General features: G+C 60.8%; 17 protein-coding genes and 1 pseudogene. 13 read left to right on the top strand and 5 right to left on the bottom strand.

Annotated elements, in window-relative coordinates:
* Positions 1 to 174 precede the first annotated feature (174 nt).
* Positions 175 to 420, bottom strand: a complete 246-nt coding sequence (locus AC1DVE_RS00825; RefSeq protein ID WP_223455388.1) for a TIGR02647 family protein — start codon at positions 418 to 420, stop codon at positions 175 to 177.
* Between the two features lie 210 nt (positions 421 to 630).
* A complete protein-coding gene (locus AC1DVE_RS00820) occupies positions 631 to 915 on the bottom strand; it encodes a hypothetical protein (RefSeq protein ID WP_223455390.1) in 285 nt (94 codons plus the stop codon).
* A gap of 124 nt (positions 916 to 1,039) precedes the next feature.
* Between AC1DVE_RS00820 and AC1DVE_RS00815 the strand changes: the two genes are divergently transcribed.
* Positions 1,040 to 1,699, top strand: a complete 660-nt coding sequence (locus tag AC1DVE_RS00815) for a glutathione S-transferase family protein (protein WP_223532351.1) — start codon at positions 1,040 to 1,042, stop codon at positions 1,697 to 1,699.
* A 115-nt stretch (positions 1,700 to 1,814) separates the two neighbouring features.
* On the opposite strand, the gene argH is transcribed toward AC1DVE_RS00815, so the two are convergent.
* Positions 1,815 to 3,209, bottom strand: coding sequence for an argininosuccinate lyase (gene argH / locus AC1DVE_RS00810; protein ID WP_223455394.1), 1,395 nt, complete (start codon positions 3,207 to 3,209; stop codon positions 1,815 to 1,817).
* 342 nt (positions 3,210 to 3,551) lie between these two features.
* Between argH and AC1DVE_RS00805 the strand changes: the two are divergent.
* From AC1DVE_RS00805 to rsd, 8 genes and pseudogenes are all read left to right on the top strand, one after another.
* A pseudogene (locus AC1DVE_RS00805) lies at positions 3,552 to 3,674 on the top strand (sensor histidine kinase); the annotation flags it as partial.
* Complete coding sequence (locus tag AC1DVE_RS00800; RefSeq protein WP_150724927.1) at positions 3,671 to 4,417, top strand: LytR/AlgR family response regulator transcription factor; 747 nt, start codon at positions 3,671 to 3,673, stop codon at positions 4,415 to 4,417. The pseudogene AC1DVE_RS00805 and the gene AC1DVE_RS00800, both read left to right, overlap by 4 nt.
* A 138-nt stretch (positions 4,418 to 4,555) precedes the next feature.
* On the top strand, positions 4,556 to 5,497 hold the full coding sequence (gene hemC / locus AC1DVE_RS00795) for a hydroxymethylbilane synthase (RefSeq protein ID WP_223455395.1): 942 nt from the start codon (positions 4,556 to 4,558) through the stop codon (positions 5,495 to 5,497).
* Positions 5,494 to 6,261: a uroporphyrinogen-III synthase gene (locus AC1DVE_RS00790; RefSeq protein WP_223532353.1), complete on the top strand. Its 768-nt coding sequence runs from the start codon at positions 5,494 to 5,496 to the stop codon at positions 6,259 to 6,261. The genes hemC and AC1DVE_RS00790 overlap by 4 nt, the downstream gene beginning before the upstream one ends.
* Positions 6,262 to 6,277: 16 nt before the next feature.
* Positions 6,278 to 7,441, top strand: coding sequence for a uroporphyrinogen-III C-methyltransferase (locus AC1DVE_RS00785; RefSeq protein ID WP_223455399.1), 1,164 nt, complete (start codon positions 6,278 to 6,280; stop codon positions 7,439 to 7,441).
* Positions 7,438 to 8,676 carry a heme biosynthesis protein HemY gene (locus AC1DVE_RS00780; RefSeq protein WP_223455401.1) on the top strand — a complete coding sequence of 413 codons (1,239 nt, stop codon included), beginning with the start codon at positions 7,438 to 7,440 and terminating at the stop codon, positions 8,674 to 8,676. Before AC1DVE_RS00785 ends, AC1DVE_RS00780 begins: the two co-directional genes overlap by 4 nt.
* A gap of 263 nt (positions 8,677 to 8,939) precedes the next feature.
* Complete coding sequence (locus AC1DVE_RS00775) at positions 8,940 to 9,491, top strand: disulfide bond formation protein B (RefSeq protein ID WP_223455403.1); 552 nt, start codon at positions 8,940 to 8,942, stop codon at positions 9,489 to 9,491.
* A gap of 177 nt (positions 9,492 to 9,668) precedes the next feature.
* On the top strand, positions 9,669 to 10,127 hold the full coding sequence (gene rsd, locus AC1DVE_RS00770) for a sigma D regulator (RefSeq protein WP_223455405.1): 459 nt from the start codon (positions 9,669 to 9,671) through the stop codon (positions 10,125 to 10,127).
* A gap of 60 nt (positions 10,128 to 10,187) precedes the next feature.
* On the opposite strand, the gene AC1DVE_RS00765 is transcribed toward rsd, so the two are convergent.
* On the bottom strand, positions 10,188 to 10,853 hold the full coding sequence (locus AC1DVE_RS00765) for an FKBP-type peptidyl-prolyl cis-trans isomerase (protein ID WP_223455407.1): 666 nt from the start codon (positions 10,851 to 10,853) through the stop codon (positions 10,188 to 10,190).
* Positions 10,854 to 11,045: 192 nt separating this feature from the next.
* Between AC1DVE_RS00765 and AC1DVE_RS00760 the strand changes: the two genes are divergently transcribed.
* On the top strand, positions 11,046 to 12,161 hold the full coding sequence (locus AC1DVE_RS00760; RefSeq protein WP_223533979.1) for an AlgP family protein: 1,116 nt from the start codon (positions 11,046 to 11,048) through the stop codon (positions 12,159 to 12,161).
* Here AC1DVE_RS00760 and AC1DVE_RS00755 read toward each other — a convergent pair.
* Positions 12,158 to 12,622 (bottom strand): TIGR02444 family protein, encoded by a 465-nt coding sequence (locus AC1DVE_RS00755; RefSeq protein WP_223455411.1) that lies wholly within the window; start codon positions 12,620 to 12,622, stop codon positions 12,158 to 12,160. The two genes, AC1DVE_RS00760 and AC1DVE_RS00755, sit on opposite strands and share 4 nt — an antisense overlap.
* Before the next feature lie 50 nt (positions 12,623 to 12,672).
* On the opposite strand from AC1DVE_RS00755, the gene AC1DVE_RS00750 reads away from it, so the two are divergent.
* The 3 genes from AC1DVE_RS00750 (at position 12,673) to rhtB (ending at position 16,048) form a co-directional block, all read left to right on the top strand.
* Positions 12,673 to 14,583: an ATP-binding cassette domain-containing protein gene (locus AC1DVE_RS00750; RefSeq protein WP_223455412.1), complete on the top strand. Its 1,911-nt coding sequence runs from the start codon at positions 12,673 to 12,675 to the stop codon at positions 14,581 to 14,583.
* Entirely contained in the window at positions 14,583 to 15,164 is a 582-nt protein-coding gene (locus tag AC1DVE_RS00745) for a mechanosensitive ion channel family protein (protein WP_223455415.1), read from the top strand. The genes AC1DVE_RS00750 and AC1DVE_RS00745 overlap by 1 nt, the downstream gene beginning before the upstream one ends.
* 251 nt (positions 15,165 to 15,415) lie before the next feature.
* On the top strand, positions 15,416 to 16,048 hold the full coding sequence (gene rhtB, locus AC1DVE_RS00740; RefSeq protein WP_223533978.1) for a homoserine/homoserine lactone efflux protein: 633 nt from the start codon (positions 15,416 to 15,418) through the stop codon (positions 16,046 to 16,048).
* Positions 16,049 to 16,131 lie beyond the last annotated feature (83 nt).

The following is a 16,131-nucleotide window of genomic DNA, read 5'->3' as shown; positions in this document are numbered from 1 at the left end:
GCAGGGCTCGGACGTGGGGGCTCAGGTGAGGGGGAGTTTAGCGCCTGGGTCACGGGACTTTTAAGCTGATTTTGTATTTCTGGCGTCAGATTTCTATCGTGCGGCTACAGCGGGCATCAAAATGCGCCCGCGGAAATCCTTCAGCAGGGATTTCCGTGGGCGATGCGGGGGAATTCAGGCTGTTTCTTCGGCTCTCAGAATGGTGAGCACGGATTGCACATTTTGCGCGGCGTCACGACCCAGGCTGGTCAGATAGCCGCCATCAGGCTGGTCGATCAGATCTTTTTCAAATAGGCGTTTGGCAGCGGCAATAGCTTTCGGGGCAGCGGTCTGATGAATTTTCAAACCTTCCTGGGAACTGTCCAGGTTGAAGAGTGCGAGGATTTCCAGTTCGGCAACCAACTCAGGGGTAAGCGACATAAGGACTCCAGACTTTCTAGGAATTGGACGACAGCGCCCCTAAGGTGAACCCGCTTGTCCGGCATGTCCAGTGCTCGTGACAGGGTTTTTTTTCCTCTGTAGGAGCGAGCTTGCTCGCGAAGATCGTCAACGATGACGCGTAAACCAGATGCCCCGTGGCGCTCTCGGGTTTTTCGCGAGCAAGCTCGCTCCTACAGCGAGGGCGTGGGTTTATTGCTTTTCCGGCGGCAACTCGGGCAATGCCCGCAGCGCAGCCTCGTACCATTCGGTGTTGAATGCGCGGTCTTCTTCGAGGATTGCGTCGATTTCTACCGCCAAAACATGAGCCATCAAGTTGAGGATTTCTTCCCGCTCGTAACCCACCAGCGTCAGCTTGTTGAACGTCGCCTTGGCCGCTGGCGGGTTGTCGCTTTCGATCTGGTTTTCGATGGCCTGGATCAGGGTACTTTCGGCGAACTCTTCTTCGTCGTTGTCGATATCGTTCTGCTCGCTCATGGCAGGCTCCTCAGGGAAAGGTGGCCAGTTTACCCGCATTCAGTCGCGTGATGCTGCTGGCAAGAATCCCGGTAGCGTTCTATAAACAGGCACTGCCCACCCCGCACGGCCTGGAGGCTATGTGATGTTTAAACTTTATGGATTTTGTGTCAGCAACTACTACAACATGGTCAAACTGGCGTTGCTGGAAAAAGACCTGCCGTTCGAGGAAGTCATGTTCGTCCCGACCCGGGCCCCGGAGTCATTGGCGATCAGCCCGCGGGGCAAGGTCCCGGTGCTGGGCGTCGAGCAGGGCTACATCAACGAAACCAGTGTGATTCTCGAGTACATCGAACAAGCCCAAAAGGGCAAGCCGCTGTTGCCGAATGAGCCGTTCGAGCGCGCGCAGGTGCTGGCGTTGGCCAAGGAAATCGAGCTGTACATCGAACTGCCGGCGCGTGCCTGCTTCCCGGAAGCATTTTTTGGCATGACGGTACCGGAGGCGATTAAGGAAAAGAGCAAGGCTGAGTTGGTACTGGGGTTTGCGTCCCTGGCCAGGCACGGCAAATTCGCCCCTTATGTGGCTGGAGAAAGCTTGAGCATTGCCGACCTGTACTTCCAGTACAGCGTGTCACTGGCCAGTGCGGTCGGGCAGAAGGTGTTCGGGATTGATCTGCTGGCAGAAATGCCGGCGGCCAAGGCGTTGCTGGAGCATCTGGGACAGAACCCCAACGTTCAGCGAATTGCGGCGGACAGAGAGGCGGCGATGCCGGCGTTTATGGCGATGGTCGCCAGCAAGAAGTAGGTTTTGTAGCGTTCTTGCGAATGTCATCGCGGGCAGGCCCGCTCCCACAAGGGTCACACTTAACCTGTGGGAGCGGCGGTGCGGCGATCCGACTTGCCCGCGATGCTTTTAGCTTTTAGCGGCTGGCCAGCAACGCCTGACCGCGAGCCACAGCAGCCTTCACCTGCGTCGGCGCGGTGCCGCCGATGTGGTTGCGGGCATTGACCGAGCCTTCGAGGGTCAGCACGGCGAACACGTCCTGATCGATCTGGTCGCTGAACTTGCGCAGTTCTTCCAGGCTCATTTCCGCCAGGTCCTTGCCGCTGTCCACGCCGTATTTCACGGCATGGCCAACGATTTCGTGGCAATCACGGAATGGCAGGCCGCGACGCACCAGGTAGTCGGCCAGGTCGGTGGCGGTGGAGAAACCGCGCAGGGCCGCTTCGCGCATCATCGCGTGCTTGGGCTTGATCGCCGGAACCATGTCGGCAAAGGCCCGTAGCGAGTCGCGCAGGGTATCGGCGGCGTCGAACAGCGGTTCCTTGTCTTCCTGGTTGTCCTTGTTGTAGGCCAGAGGCTGGCCTTTCATCAAGGTCAACAGGCCCATCAGCGCGCCGAATACGCGACCGGTCTTGCCACGCACGAGCTCCGGTACGTCCGGGTTTTTCTTTTGCGGCATGATCGAGCTGCCGGTGCAGAAACGGTCCGGCAGATCGATGAACTGGAACTGCGCGCTGGTCCACAGCACCAGCTCTTCGGAGAAGCGCGACAGGTGCATCATCGCGATGCTGGCGGCCGAGCAAAATTCGATGGCGAAATCACGATCGGAGACGTTGTCCAGCGAATTGCCGCCAACCGCGTCGAAACCCAGGAGTTGGGCGGTGTATTCGCGATCGATCGGGTAGGTGGTGCCAGCCAGCGCCGCGCTGCCCAGCGGCATGCGGTTGGTGCGCTTGCGGCAGTCGACCAGGCGCTCGTAGTCGCGGCTGAGCATTTCGAACCAGGCCAGCATGTGGTGCCCGAACGTCACCGGCTGTGCGGTCTGCAGGTGGGTGAACCCCGGCATGATGCTGGCGGCTTCGCGCTCGGCCTGCTCCAGCAGGCCTTTTTGCAGGCGGGTGATTTCGGCCAGGATCAGGTCGATCTCGTCACGCAGCCACAGACGGATGTCGGTGGCGACCTGATCGTTACGGCTGCGGCCGGTGTGCAGTTTTTTACCGGTCACGCCGATGCGGTCGGTCAGGCGCGCCTCGATGTTCATGTGGACGTCTTCGAGGTCGATGCGCCAGTCGAACTGACCGGCCTCGATTTCGCCCTGGATGGTGTTCAGGCCATCGATGATGCTGTCGCGCTCGGCATCGGTCAGCACGCCGACCTTGGCCAGCATGGTGGCGTGGGCGATCGAGCCCATGATGTCGTGGCGATACAGGCGCTGGTCGAAGGTGACGGAGGCGGTGAAGCGGGCGACGAAGGCGTCGACGGGTTCACTGAAGCGGCCGCCCCAGGACTGATTGGTCTTGTCAGTGCTCATGAATTCGCTCGTATCGGCTTGAGGTAAGAAGGCGTGGAACGCTGGCGCGGATAATAACAGGGTTGCCAATCCTGTCGCTGACACTGGTCGATACGTTTTTTTGGGGGGGAAGAGCCCAGGCCCGGGTAAGACCCGCGTATTTTTGCCGAACGATATTTTCCAATTGAGCTATATCGTCCCGGCAACCGTCTACAGTTGGACAGTAGGATCAGCGCACTTCTCGGTGCAGCCGCTGGCTATAAGAAGAGTGGGGTGTTCATATTGCGTATCAGCAAACCCTGTGGCGATGTGTCGCCAATGCGGACCTGGACCGCCAATCGCCCGGCAGATGAAAATTTAGCCGCCGGACCAGCGGCACTTTTTGACGCTCGCGCTAGTCTTAGCGTGGATCGCGGTGACGGACGTCACTTCACCTGTCTACGCTATCCTTGTGCGAGACTCACGCAGGAATCCAGCGCAATATGAATGTCCTGATCGTTGATGACGAACCCTTGGTCCGCGAGCGCCTGAGCCGAATGGTTGGCGAACTCGAGGGATACAGTGTCCTGGAGCCTAGTGCCACGAATGGCGAAGAGGCGTTGGCACTGATTGACAGCCACAAGCCGGATATCGTGCTGCTCGATATCCGCATGCCAGGCCTGGATGGCCTGCAAGTGGCTGCGCGGTTATGCGAACGCGAAACTCCGCCCGCCGTGGTGTTCTGCGCCGGGCCCGATGAATTTGCCGTGGAAGCCTTACAGGCCAGCGCCGTAGGCTATCTGGTGAAACCTGTGAGAACTGAACAATTACATGACGCATTAAAGAGAGCCGAGCGCCCCAATCGTGCCCAGCTCGCCGCCCTGACCCGCCCTGCTGCCGAAAGCGGCAACGGCCCGCGCAGCCATATCAGCGCCCGAACCCGTAAAGGGATCGAGCTGATTCCGCTGGATCAGGTGGTGTATTTCATTGCCGACCATAAATACGTGACCTTGCGCCACGAAAGCGGCGAAGTGCTGCTCGATGAGCCGCTCAAGGCCCTCGAAGACGAATTCGGTGACCGTTTCGTGCGTATCCATCGCAATGCACTGGTCGCCCGCGAGCGTATCGAGCGATTGCAACGCACACCCCTGGGGCATTTTCAGCTATTCCTCAAAGGCCTCAATGGTGATGCGTTGATCGTCAGCCGGCGTCATGTGGCTGGGGTACGCAAAATGATGCAACAGCTTTAAACAGCTGTTCGCAGGCGAATTTCACACCCGATTGCCGGACATCCGGGGCCAGGGAGGCCGAGTAGTATCTGATACAAGTCAAAGTGGATTTGGCTGAGCTGTTATTATCTACCGTATCTATTCAGTACGGATTGATCCATGTCCTCTCGCCAGATCCGCATCGCCACCCGCAAAAGCGCTCTCGCCCTGTGGCAGGCCGAATACGTCAAAGCCCGTCTTGAAGCAGCTCATCCGGGCCTGCTGGTGACCCTCGTCCCCATGGTCAGCCGTGGTGACAAGCTGCTTGACTCGCCGCTGTCGAAAATCGGCGGCAAGGGCCTGTTCGTCAAGGAACTCGAAACCGCGCTGCTGGACAATGAAGCCGACATCGCCGTGCACTCCATGAAGGACGTGCCGATGGACTTCCCCGAAGGCCTCGGTCTGTTCTGCATCTGCGAGCGGGAAGACCCGCGCGATGCCTTCGTTTCCAACACCTACACCAGCCTGGATGAGTTGCCCCAGGGCAGTATCGTCGGCACCTCAAGCCTGCGCCGCCAGGCTCAATTACTGACCCGTCGCCCGGACCTGCAAATCCGCTTCCTGCGCGGCAACGTCAACACTCGCCTGGCCAAGCTCGATGCCGGTGAATACGACGCCATCATCCTCGCCGCTGCCGGCCTGATCCGCCTGGGCTTCGAAGATCGCATCACCTCGGCCATCAGCGTCGACGACAGCCTCCCGGCCGGTGGTCAGGGGGCGGTGGGTATCGAATGCCGCAGCGCCGACAGTGAAATCCATGCGTTGCTGACACCCCTGCATCACCAGGACACCGCCACCCGCGTGACCGCCGAGCGAGCCCTCAACAAGCACCTCAATGGCGGCTGCCAGGTGCCGATTGCCTGCTACGCCGTGCTGGAAGGTGAGCAGGTCTGGTTGCGCGGACTGGTGGGCGATCCAGCCGGTGGCCTGTTGCTCAGCGCGCAAGCCCGCGCCCCTCGCGGCGATGCCGAGGCGCTGGGTGTGCGAGTAGCCGAAGATCTGCTCAGCCAGGGTGCCGACGCCATCCTCAAAGCGGTCTATGGCGAGGCTGGTCACGAGTGATCGGCTGGCGCTTGCTGCTGACGCGTCCCGCCGATGAGTCGGCGGCGCTGAGCAGTTTTTTGGCCGAACAGGGGATATTCAGTAACAGTCTGCCGCTTTTGGACATCGAGCCGATTGCGGCCACTGACACAATGCACCAGGTGATTGCGGCGCTGGATCAGTTCTGCGCCGTCATCGTGGTCAGCAAACCGGCCGCCCGGATCGGCGTCGAACTGCTCGAGCGGTATTGGCCTACACCGCCCGGTGTGAAGTGGTTCAGCGTCGGCGCGGCGACTGCGCAGATCCTCGAGGATCACGGGCTGGACGTGAGCTTCCCGGCAGAAGGCGATGACAGTGAAGCCTTGCTCGAACTTTCCCGACTGCGCGAGGCTATCGCACAACCCGATGCGCGAGTGCTGATCCTGCGTGGGGAGGGCGGGCGCGAGTTGCTGGCTGAACGTTTGCGTGAGCTTGGTGCTAGTGTCGAGTATCTGGAGTTGTACCGCCGGGGATTGTCGATTTATCCGCCGACACTGCTGCCGCAACGGATCCAGGCGGAACGCCTGAACGGGCTGGTGGTCAGCAGTGGACAAGGTTTTGAGCACCTGCACCAATTGGCCGGCGATGCCTGGCCGCAGTTGGCGCGGTTGCCGTTGTTTGTACCGAGCCCCAGGGTTGCCGAAATGGCGCGTGCCGCCGGGGCCAAAACAGTTGTGGATTGTCGCGGCGCCAGTGCCGCGGCCTTGCTGACGGCGTTACGGGAGCATCCCGTACCCGTTTTCTGATGCAAAGGATGGATACGTGAGCGAAACAGCCTTGCCTAAAGATGACGTGCGACCTGTGCTTGATGCACCTGTTGATGCTCCTGTTGATGAAATGCCGCCGCCGCCACCTGCTGCCGAGCAGCGTCGAGGCAACGGTCTGGCAATCATCGCGCTGCTGTTGGGTGCGGCTGGTGTCGCGGTGGGCGGTTGGGGTGTCTGGCAGGTGCGTCACCTTCAGGCCAATAATCAGCAGCAACTGAGCCAGGTGCAGGCGCTAAATGACCAGGCACAAAACCTCAAGCTCAATGAGGAACGCCTGAGCGCACGCCTGGCACAATTGCCTCCTGCCGATGAACTGGAAGCACGCAGCCGTCTGGTGATTCAGCTGCAAGGTGATCAGCAGCGGTTGAACCAACGGCTGGAAACCGTACTCGGCGCCAGTCGCAAGGACTGGCGTCTGGCCGAGGCCGAGCACCTGCTGCGTCTGGCCAGCCTGCGACTGTCCGCCTTGCAGGACATCAGCAGCGCCCAGGCACTGGTCCAGGGTGCCGACGAGATACTGCGTGAACAAAACGACCCGGGCTCCTTCGCTGCTCGCGAGCAGGTGGCCAAGACCCTGATCGCCTTGCGCAGCACCGAACAACCGGATCGCACCGGGCTGTTCCTGCGCCTTGGCGCGCTGCGCGATCAAGTGGCCAGCCTCACCGAGCTGGCGCCGGAGTACAAGGACCGTGGCGATTCGTTGCTGGGCCTGACCGCCGATGGCGACGGTGCCAGCCGCTGGGCGCAATGGTGGGATCAGATTTCCCGCTACATCCGTATCGATTTCAGTGCCGACAAAAACGTTCGCCCATTGCTGGCCGGCCAGAGCCTGAGTCAGGTACGCCTGGCCCTGAGCCTGGCGCTGGAGCAAGCGCAGTGGGCCGCACTCAATGGCCAGGCGGCGGTTTACTCCCAGGTGCTGGACGAAGCGCGGGACATCCTCAAGGGCAACTTCAACCCGGACAACGCACAAAGCAAAGTCATGCTTGAGCAGGTGGCCGAGTTGAGCAAGCAACCTGTCACCGTAGTCACTCCGGACATGACCGGCACCCTGAGCGCGGTGCAGGGGTATCTGGAGCGGCGCAACGTCAATGCCGAAGATTCGGTCAAGCCACTGGCCAGGCCTGCCGCGAACACCGCGCCGGAGGCCACGCCATGAAACGCCTCTATGTGATCGTGTTCCTCGTGATCGCCGCTGCCGCTGCGCTGGGGCTGGCGATTGCCGAACACTCCGGTTACGTGCTGATTGCCTACAAGACCTTCCGCTATGAGTCGAGCCTGTGGGCTACTTTGGCGCTGGTGGCTGTGCTCTGGCTGGTGATCTGGGGCATCAGGTCGTTGGTCGAACTGGTGATGGCTTCCAGTGGCGTGGTCAATCCGTGGTCTCGGCGCAACCGCAGCCGTCGGGTGCAGGTGGCGATCGAGCATGGTCAGCTGGACCTGGCCGAGGGTCGCTGGGCCAGCGCCCAACGGCACTTGCATCGGGCTGCCGAAGCCGAGCGCCAGCCGCTGCTTTACTACCTCGGCGCTGCCCGTGCCGCGAACGAACAAGGCAATTACGAAGAAAGCGACAACTTGCTGGAGCGCGCCCTGGAGCGTCAGCCTCAGGCCGAGTTGGCGATCGCCTTGAGCCACGCTCAGTTGCAGACCGATCGCGGTGATACCGAAGGCGCCCTTGCCACCCTGCAAGCCATGCGTGAACGCCATCCTCATAACGCACAGACCCTGCGTCAGTTGCAGCGCCTGCTTCAGCAGCGTGGTGATTGGTCGGCGGTGATTCGCCTGCTGCCGGAGCTGCGCAAGGACAAAATCCTGTCGGCGGCCGAACTCGCCGAGCTGGAGCGTCGGGCCTGGGGGGCGAACCTGTCTCTGGCGGCGCAACGAGAAGAAGACGGAGCGGTGGGGCAGCAATCGCTGGAACGTGCCTGGCAACAACTGACCTCGGCACAGCGTCAGGAGCCGCAGCTGGTGCTCGCGTATGCCGAACAACTGCGGCAACTTGGGGCTCAGGTCGAGGCCGAAGAAGTGCTGCGCACCGCTCTCAAACTCGGCTACGACAGTCATCTGGCACGACTCTACGGATTGGTTCGCGGCAATGATCCGACCCGCCAGTTGCAGGCCGCCGAAGGCTGGCTCAAGGACCATCCGGCTGATCCGGGCCTGCTGCTGACACTGGGCCGTCTTTGCCTGCAAAACAGTTTGTGGGGCAAGGCCCGGGACTATCTGGAAAGCAGCCTGCGTGTACAACGCAATCCGGAAGCCTGTGCGGAACTGGCACGCTTGCTGGCGCAAATGGGTGATACCGAGCGCAGCAACCAGCTGTTTCAGGAAGGCCTGGGGTTGTTGGATGAACGCTTGCTCGCGGCCCCTCTGCCAGTGCCAGTCCGCGCTTGACCCATTCGCTGGCGCCAGGTTCCGGCGTCTGAGCGATGACCTGCGGCGAGTGAGCAATCGCCCTCGCCGCAGTGCGTTGATTGGTTGAAATTCAGTCGCAAAATTTCGTCGCAGGCAAAGTCCTACAGAGGACTACATTTTATCCTCTCGCCTGCGTCGGGATTTCCCTACACCTGTGCTGAAGTCTCTGTGGGCACTTGCCTTGAAAGGCCGTCGCGCTTTCCTCTACCGTAATGGTCTGTCACTACTTTTACGGAAAAGCCATGTCTTTGGCCTGCTCACGCTCCTTGTTTTTCATGGCTTTCGTTGCGGGTGCCCTGGCGATGGGTGTTTCCTACTACCTGGAATATGCAGTCGGCCTGCGGCCTTGCGGCTTGTGTCTTGTGCAGCGGTTTTGCCTGGCGCTCTTTACCGGTGTCTGCCTGATGGCTTCGGTCCATGGCCCCGGTCGCATAGGCAACGTTCTGTATTGGCTGCTCAGTCTTTGTTGCAGCCTGGCTGGCACTGTCACGGCGTGGCGACAGGTCCTGCTGCAAAGCCTTCCGGCAGAACAGGGAGCGGCGTGCTCGACCCGTCTGGCGGACCTGTTGGCCAGTTCTCCGTGGCTATCGGTCGTACAGCAAATGTTCAAGGGGGCTGCCGATTGTGTGGAAATTTCCTGGACGCTGTTCGATCTGAGTCTCACAGAGTGGAGCCTGCTGTTCTTCGTCGCAATGATGATTCTGGCCGTTTACCAGTCGTTGCGACTGGTCTGGACCAGCTATCAGCGACCACTCAGCGGCGAGTCGTCGCACCGGGCCTTTGCCGGCGATTAAACACTTGTATGAACTTTATCGCCTGCGTACCTTGAAGCCAGTGTCGTGCGGGCATAATCTGGCCCGCACGTGTCATTGGAATTATGTTGCTCGATGACGCTCTGCCTGACCGCCCACCGACGTTACAAGAGGCGAGCGGGCATAGAGCAGCTGACCCACAAGGGAAGAGAGATCACCATGCTCGAAAGTTGTCAGAATGCTCAGGAACGCTGGGGCGGAGTGCACCTGCTGATCGATCGCTGGTTGCAGGAACGACACGAACTGATCGGGGCCTATGACGCTCTCGGCGCAAAGCCTGAGGCGCTGGGTGAGAACCGCAAGCCCTTGCAGGAATTCTGCGGCGTGCTGGTCGATTATGTATCGGCCGGGCACTTCGAGATCTACGAGCAGCTGACGGGGGAGGCCAAGGCCTTCAACGACCAGCGTGGCCTGGAGCTCGCCGAGACGATCTACCCGCGTATCGACGTCATCACCGAAAAGCTACTCGCGTTCAATGACCTGTGTGATGCAGGAAAGTGTGTCGCCGAAGAGTTCAAGACGCTCGGCGGACTGTTGCATGAGCGCTTTGAGCTGGAAGACTGCCTGATCGAAGTGCTGCACACCGCCCACAAGGAAACCGATTCGGTTCAGGCCTGAAGCACTTCCTGCAAGATCCCGAAACGGCGTGCCAAGGCACGCCGTTTTTCGTTTGCGTCCTCAACCGGTAGCACCACGCAGTTCGACTTCGAACACCAGTGGAGTGAACGGTGCGATCACGTCACCGGCACCATCGGCGCCATAGGCCTGAGCCGATGGAATCACCAGTCGCCACTTCGCCCCGACCGGCATGTTTTGCAGTGCGCTACGCCATCCGGCGATCACGCTGTCGAGACTGAACCATTGTGGCTGACTGTTCTGATCGAACACCGTGCCGTCGGGCAAGCGACCGATGTACAGCACCTGCACCTTGCCGTTCGGTCCGGCCTTGGCGCCAGTGCCTGGTGTCAACTCGGTCAGCAACACGCCATCAGCGAGTTCACGCACGCCGGGTCTGGCTTTTTCCGTGGCGAGAAAACGCTGTTCTTTTTCCAGTGCCATTTCGCTTTGCGGCTCGTCTGTTTGCATGGCGATCCGGGCTTCATGCTCGGTCAATATCTGCTGGATCTGCTCGTCCTTCAGCGCCAGCGGTTTGCCCTGATAGGCCTGCTGCAATCCTTCGACCAGTGCCTGGAGTTGCAGGTCGGGAGCCTCCTGGCGCAAGCGTTCGCCAAGGCTTGCACCCAGGCTGTAAGCGAGATCGTGGGCTTCATTTTCCTGTGTTGTTGCAGCGGCTTGAGCTGCTGAAAAAAACACGCACAGCGATAAAAAAAGGTAGCGCGACATGAGCACTCTCCGACCTGAAATGCGGGCGATTATGCCAGCGGGAATGCGCGCAACGGTGAACTGCTTTTGCGCCGAGGCAGAAGTTTTTCAATCCTTTGCAACGCAGCGCTTTCGATAGTGTCAACATGCCCTAGCGGCGGTTGCAGCAGAGGTCTAGTATGAGCCGCACTCACTTCAGCCAGGAGGTAAACCATGTCGGCCACCAAGAAGCCAGTAAACACTCCATTGCACCTGCTCCAACAACTCTCGGGCAGCTTGCTCGAGCATCTGGAAACCGCTTGTTCCGAAGCCTTGGCTGATGCTGAAAAGTTGCTCGCCAAACTGGAAAAGCAGCGCGGAAAAGCGCAAGAAAAACTGCACAAATCCCGCACCAAATTGCAGGACGCTGCGGCGGCCGGAAAAGCCAAGGCACAAGCCAAGGCCAAGGACGTAGTGGCCGATCTTGAGGAGCTGCTCGATGCCCTCAAAGATCGTCAATCGGAAACCCGCGGCTACATTCTGCAACTCAAGCGCGATGCTCAGGAAAGCCTGAAACTGGCCCAGGGCGTCGGTCGTGTACAAGAGGCTGTCAGCAAGGCGTTGTCCCTGCGTGCGGCCAAGCCAGCTGCGGCACCTGCGAAGAAAGCCGCTGCCAAACCGGCTGCTGCAAAAGCACCGGCCAAGCCTGCTGCTGCCAAGCCAGCCGCTGCCAAACCAGTCGCTAAAACTGCCGCAGCCAAACCTGCTGCCAAACCGGCTGCGAGAAAACCGGCTGCTGCCAGCGCTGCAAAACCTGCGGCTAAAACCACGGCTGCCAAACCAGCCGCTGCACGACCTGCCGCTGCACGAGCCACTGCTGCCAAACCAGCCGTGGCTAAAACCGCCGCCGCTAAACCGGCTGCGAAACCAGCTGCAAAACCAGCTGCCCGCACCGCTGCGGCGAAACCTGCTGCCAAGCCGGCTGCAAAACCTGTCGCTGCAAAACCGGCAGCCAAACCAGCAGCCAAGCCAGCGGCAAAACCTGCCGTAAAAGCGGCTGCAAAACCTGCTGCTAAACCAGCTGCAAAACCAGCTGCAGCGAAACCAGCCGTTGCCGCCAAACCAGCCGCTGCCAAGCCAGTTGCCGCCAAACCGGCTGCTGCAAAACCCGCTGCAAAACCAGCGGCCAAACCTGCAGTGAAAAGGCCGGTTGCCGCCAAGCCAGCCACCGCGCCGGTTGCCAAGCCAGTCGCTCCGGCTGCGCCAGCAGCAACCACCTCGACAGCCGCGCCAGCGCCAACGCCTGCCGTAACTTCGAGTGTTGCAACCACCCCAGCCAGCGCTTCCTAAGTGCCGGTTACCGCGACGCGCAGCTGATGCAGCGCGTCGCGGTGCAGGTGGGCGGCCTCAGCCGTCGCACCTTCCAGCCAGGCCGATAGATCGGCCCCGGCATCTTGCGGCCAACTCTGCGCCGCTCTCTCCAACCGCAACAACAGATGCCGTTCGGCCTCCAGCTCCAGTGCCTTCACTTGTTCACGCAAGGTATGCAAATCGGCGTCTTCCGTGGCCGCGGCTTTCCACTGTGTGCGCAAGGCGCGTAACGGCCGCACGACATCGGTGTCCCAGGCGACAGCCACGCTGCGTAGTTGCTGCAAGCGCTGCTCATCGCAGGCCACACCTCGTTGTCCCAACCACGCACCGCACAGCAACAGGCACACATTGACCCCCGCCGACTGCAATTGCAGGCATGCCTGCTCAACGCCCGGACGGGCGTAAGTGGTCAGGGAAAAGCTCCACAGGTCAGAGGACATAGTGCTACTCGCGCCAGTTGCGAGCGAAGCTGGTAGACTCCGCCGCCATTATGATTCGACTTCAGAACCTGACTTTACAGCGTGGCCCGCAACGTCTGCTAGAAGACGCCGAGCTGACGCTGCACGCCGGCCAGAAAGCCGGCCTCATCGGTGCCAACGGCGCCGGCAAATCGAGCCTGTTCGCCTTGCTTCGGGGTGAGTTGCACCCGGACTCGGGTGATTGCTTCCTGCCGGCCGACTGGCGTATCGCCCATATGCGCCAGGAGGTCGATACCCTCGAACGCCTGGCGGTCGACTACGTGCTCGATGGCGACCTGCGCCTGCGCCAGGTGCAACGCGACCTGGCGGTAGCCGAAGCGGCCCATGACGGTGCCGCTCAGGCCCGCCTGCACTCGGAACTCGACAGCGCCGACGGTTACACCGCAGATGCTCGGGCGCGCAAGTTGCTGGCCGGCCTTGGGTTCACCAACGAGCAGATGGATCGTCAAGTCGGGGATTTCTCCGGTGGCTGGCGGATGCGTCTAAACCTGGCGCAGGCCTTGATGTGCCCATCGGACCTGCTGCTGCTCGACGAACCGACCAACCACCTCGACCTCGACGCCATCATCTGGCTCGAAGAATGGCTCAAGAGCTATCCGGGCACCCTGATGCTGATCTCCCACGACCGGGACTTCCTCGATGCCGTGGTCGATCATGTAGCCCACGTCGATCAGCGCAAGATCACCCTGTACCGCGGTGGCTACAGTGCCTTCGAGCGCGCCCGTGCCGAACGCCTGGCCCAGCAACAGCAGGCGTACGAGAAGCAGCAGGTGCAACGTGCGCACATGGAAAGCTACATCGCCCGCTTCAAGGCCCAGGCCACCAAGGCCCGTCAGGCCCAGAGCCGGATCAAGGCACTGGAGCGGATGGAAGAGCTGACCGCTGCCCACGTCGACTCGCCATTCGATTTCGTTTTTCGCGAATCGCAGAAAATTTCCAGCCCGCTGATCGACCTGTCCGATGCCCGCCTGGGTTACGGCGACAAAGCCGTGCTGGAGAAGGTCAAGCTGCAACTGACCCCGGGTGCGCGAATCGGTCTGCTCGGTCCGAACGGCGCCGGTAAATCGACCCTGATCAAGAACCTTGCCGGTGAGCTCTCGCCATTGGCCGGACGCTTGACCCGTGGTGAAAACACCGTCGTTGGTTACTTCGCCCAACATCAACTGGACTCGCTGGATTCCAAGGCCAGCCCGTTGCTGCACTTGCAGCGTCTGGCGCCGATCGAGCGCGAGCAGACCCTGCGCGACTTCCTCGGCGGTTTCGACTTCCGTGGTGCGCGAATCGACGAGCCGGTACTGAATTTCTCCGGTGGCGAGAAAGCGCGCCTGGCGTTGGCCTTGATCGCCTGGGACCGACCGAACCTGTTGCTGCTCGACGAACCGACCAACCACCTGGACCTGGAAATGCGCCTGGCGCTGACCATGGCCCTGCAGGAATTCAGTGGTGCGGTACTGGTGGTCTCTCACGATCGCCACTTGCTCAAAAGCACCACCGACAATTTCTATCTGGTGGCGGACGGCAAGGTCGAGGAGTTCGACGGCGATCTGGAAGACTACACCCGCTGGCTGGTGGAGTATCGCCAGCGCAACGCCCCGGTCAGCAACACGCCGGTCAACCCGGACAAGACCGACAAGAAAGCCCAGCGTCAGGCTGCTGCTGCGTTGCGCCAGCAACTGGCACCACACAAGCGCGAGGCTGACAAGCTTGAAGCCGAGCTGGGCAAGCTCCACGAAAAACTGGCGAAGATCGATGCCAGCCTCGGCGACAGCGACATCTACGAGCAGGCGCGCAAGAACGAATTGCGTGATCTGCTGGCCGAACAGGCCAAGCTGAAGGTGCGTGAGGCGCAGCTGGAGGACGCGTGGATGGAAGCCCTGGAAATGCTGGAAGGCATGCAGGCGGAGCTGGAGGCACTGTCCTGATGGACGCCTTCAAGCTGCCACTGCCGGCGGTGTGGGTCGAGCCGATCTGGCTCGGCGTGCAAATCCTGCTGATCCTGCTCGCCGGTTACATCGCTCAGCGCTTTGTTGCCAAATGCCTGACTCGTCTCGGTGAGCGCTACCCGTTTCCGCCGCAGTTGCTGATGCCGCTGCGCGGGGGGCTGCGCTGGCTGATCATGGGCAGTGCGTTGATTTTCGTGCTGGAGCGACTCGGTGTATCGGCCACGGTACTCTGGACCGCGTTGTCCGGTTTCGTCGCAGTCGCGGCGGTGGCGTTTTTCGCCATGTGGAGCGTGCTCTCCAATCTTCTCTGCGCGATTCTGATCTTTACCGTCGGCCCGTTCCGCCTCGGTGACGTGGTCGAGTTGGTAGACACCACCGACAAGCCCGGCGTCAAAGGTCGGGTGGTGGCGATCAATCTCCTTTACACCACGCTGATCGAGGCCGAAGAACTCGGCACTGGTAGCGCCATGGTGCAAGTGCCCAACAGTTTGTTCTTCCAGCGTTCGGTGCGGCGCTGGCGCGGGACGGATGTGTTTCCTTCCAGCGGGTTTGAAAAGTAAGCCTGCTGCTGCCTGATACACCGCTTTCGTCGGAACGCCGCCCGGAGCAAGCTCGCTCCCACAGTAAATCTTCAGTGGCCACAAATCTTGTGAACGACACGGGCTTAATGTGGGAGCGGGCTTGCTCGCGAAGAGGCCCTCAAGCCGCAAACGCTGGTCGGCCGCCGACACATCCTGCAAAAAATCGGTAGTCATCCAACCAAAGCCGCATTAGCTTAGACGTCTGTCACGAGTCTGAGTCGAGGTGTGCAATGGAGCTTCAAACATGGCTGGCGTTTTTTGCCGCCTGCTGGGTGATCAGCCTGTCCCCCGGTGCCGGCGCCATTGCGTCGATGTCCAGCGGCCTGCAATACGGTTTCTGGCGCGGCTACTGGAACGCCCTGGGCCTGCAATTGGGCCTGGCTTTGCAGATCGTCATCGTCGGTGCCGGTGTCGGCGCCATTCTCACGGCTTCGGCCACGGCCTTCTACGCAATCAAATGGTTTGGCGTAGCGTATCTGGTTTACCTCGCGATCAAGCAATGGCGTGCGCTGCCCAGCGATATGAGCGATGACGCGGCAGTGCGCCAGATCGGCAAGCCGATGGCCCTGGTGTTCCGTGGTTTTCTGGTGAACATCAGCAACCCCAAGGCGCTGGTGTTCATGCTGGCGGTGTTGCCGCAGTTCATCGACCCGCATGCGCCGCTGTTGATCCAGTATCTGGTGATCGGCGTGACCATGATCTGCGTCGACCTGATCGTCATGGCCGGCTACACCGGTCTGGCGTCCAAAGTGCTGCGTCTGTTGCGCACACCGAAACAGCAAAAACGCATGAACCGAACCTTTGCAGGGCTGTTCATCGGGGCGGCGGCGTTCATGGCGACGTTGCGTAGGGCCGCCGTGTAAAACGGCGACTTACAAAAAAGGCGACCCTGGTGGTCGCCTTTTTCGTTTGGGGAGCAGCTCCCGAAACAGATGCAATTACGAAG

This window comes from Pseudomonas sp. P4_B4 (assembly GCF_056402255.1).
Note: the sequence above shows the minus strand (reverse complement) of the source record. Positions and strands in the feature narration are given on the sequence as shown.

What these genes read in the sequence shown, in the direction of transcription:
- AC1DVE_RS00815 (WP_223532351.1), top strand. Translation starts at nt 1,040, where the DNA reads ATGTTTAAACTTTATGGATTTTGTGTCAGCAACTACTACAACATGGTC.
- AC1DVE_RS00775 (WP_223455403.1), top strand. Translation starts at nt 8,940, where the DNA reads ATGTCTTTGGCCTGCTCACGCTCCTTGTTTTTCATGGCTTTCGTTGCG.
- AC1DVE_RS00800 (WP_150724927.1), top strand. Translation starts at nt 3,671, where the DNA reads ATGAATGTCCTGATCGTTGATGACGAACCCTTGGTCCGCGAGCGCCTG.
- rhtB (WP_223533978.1), top strand. Translation starts at nt 15,416, where the DNA reads ATGGAGCTTCAAACATGGCTGGCGTTTTTTGCCGCCTGCTGGGTGATC.
- AC1DVE_RS00820 (WP_223455390.1), bottom strand. Translation starts at nt 915, where the DNA reads ATGAGCGAGCAGAACGATATCGACAACGACGAAGAAGAGTTCGCCGAA.
- argH (WP_223455394.1), bottom strand. Translation starts at nt 3,209, where the DNA reads ATGAGCACTGACAAGACCAATCAGTCCTGGGGCGGCCGCTTCAGTGAA.
- AC1DVE_RS00755 (WP_223455411.1), bottom strand. Translation starts at nt 12,622, where the DNA reads ATGTCCTCTGACCTGTGGAGCTTTTCCCTGACCACTTACGCCCGTCCG.
- AC1DVE_RS00760 (WP_223533979.1), top strand. Translation starts at nt 11,046, where the DNA reads ATGTCGGCCACCAAGAAGCCAGTAAACACTCCATTGCACCTGCTCCAA.
- AC1DVE_RS00780 (WP_223455401.1), top strand. Translation starts at nt 7,438, where the DNA reads ATGAAACGCCTCTATGTGATCGTGTTCCTCGTGATCGCCGCTGCCGCT.
- AC1DVE_RS00825 (WP_223455388.1), bottom strand. Translation starts at nt 420, where the DNA reads ATGTCGCTTACCCCTGAGTTGGTTGCCGAACTGGAAATCCTCGCACTC.
- rsd (WP_223455405.1), top strand. Translation starts at nt 9,669, where the DNA reads ATGCTCGAAAGTTGTCAGAATGCTCAGGAACGCTGGGGCGGAGTGCAC.
- AC1DVE_RS00765 (WP_223455407.1), bottom strand. Translation starts at nt 10,853, where the DNA reads ATGTCGCGCTACCTTTTTTTATCGCTGTGCGTGTTTTTTTCAGCAGCT.
- AC1DVE_RS00750 (WP_223455412.1), top strand. Translation starts at nt 12,673, where the DNA reads ATGATTCGACTTCAGAACCTGACTTTACAGCGTGGCCCGCAACGTCTG.
- hemC (WP_223455395.1), top strand. Translation starts at nt 4,556, where the DNA reads ATGTCCTCTCGCCAGATCCGCATCGCCACCCGCAAAAGCGCTCTCGCC.
- AC1DVE_RS00745 (WP_223455415.1), top strand. Translation starts at nt 14,583, where the DNA reads ATGGACGCCTTCAAGCTGCCACTGCCGGCGGTGTGGGTCGAGCCGATC.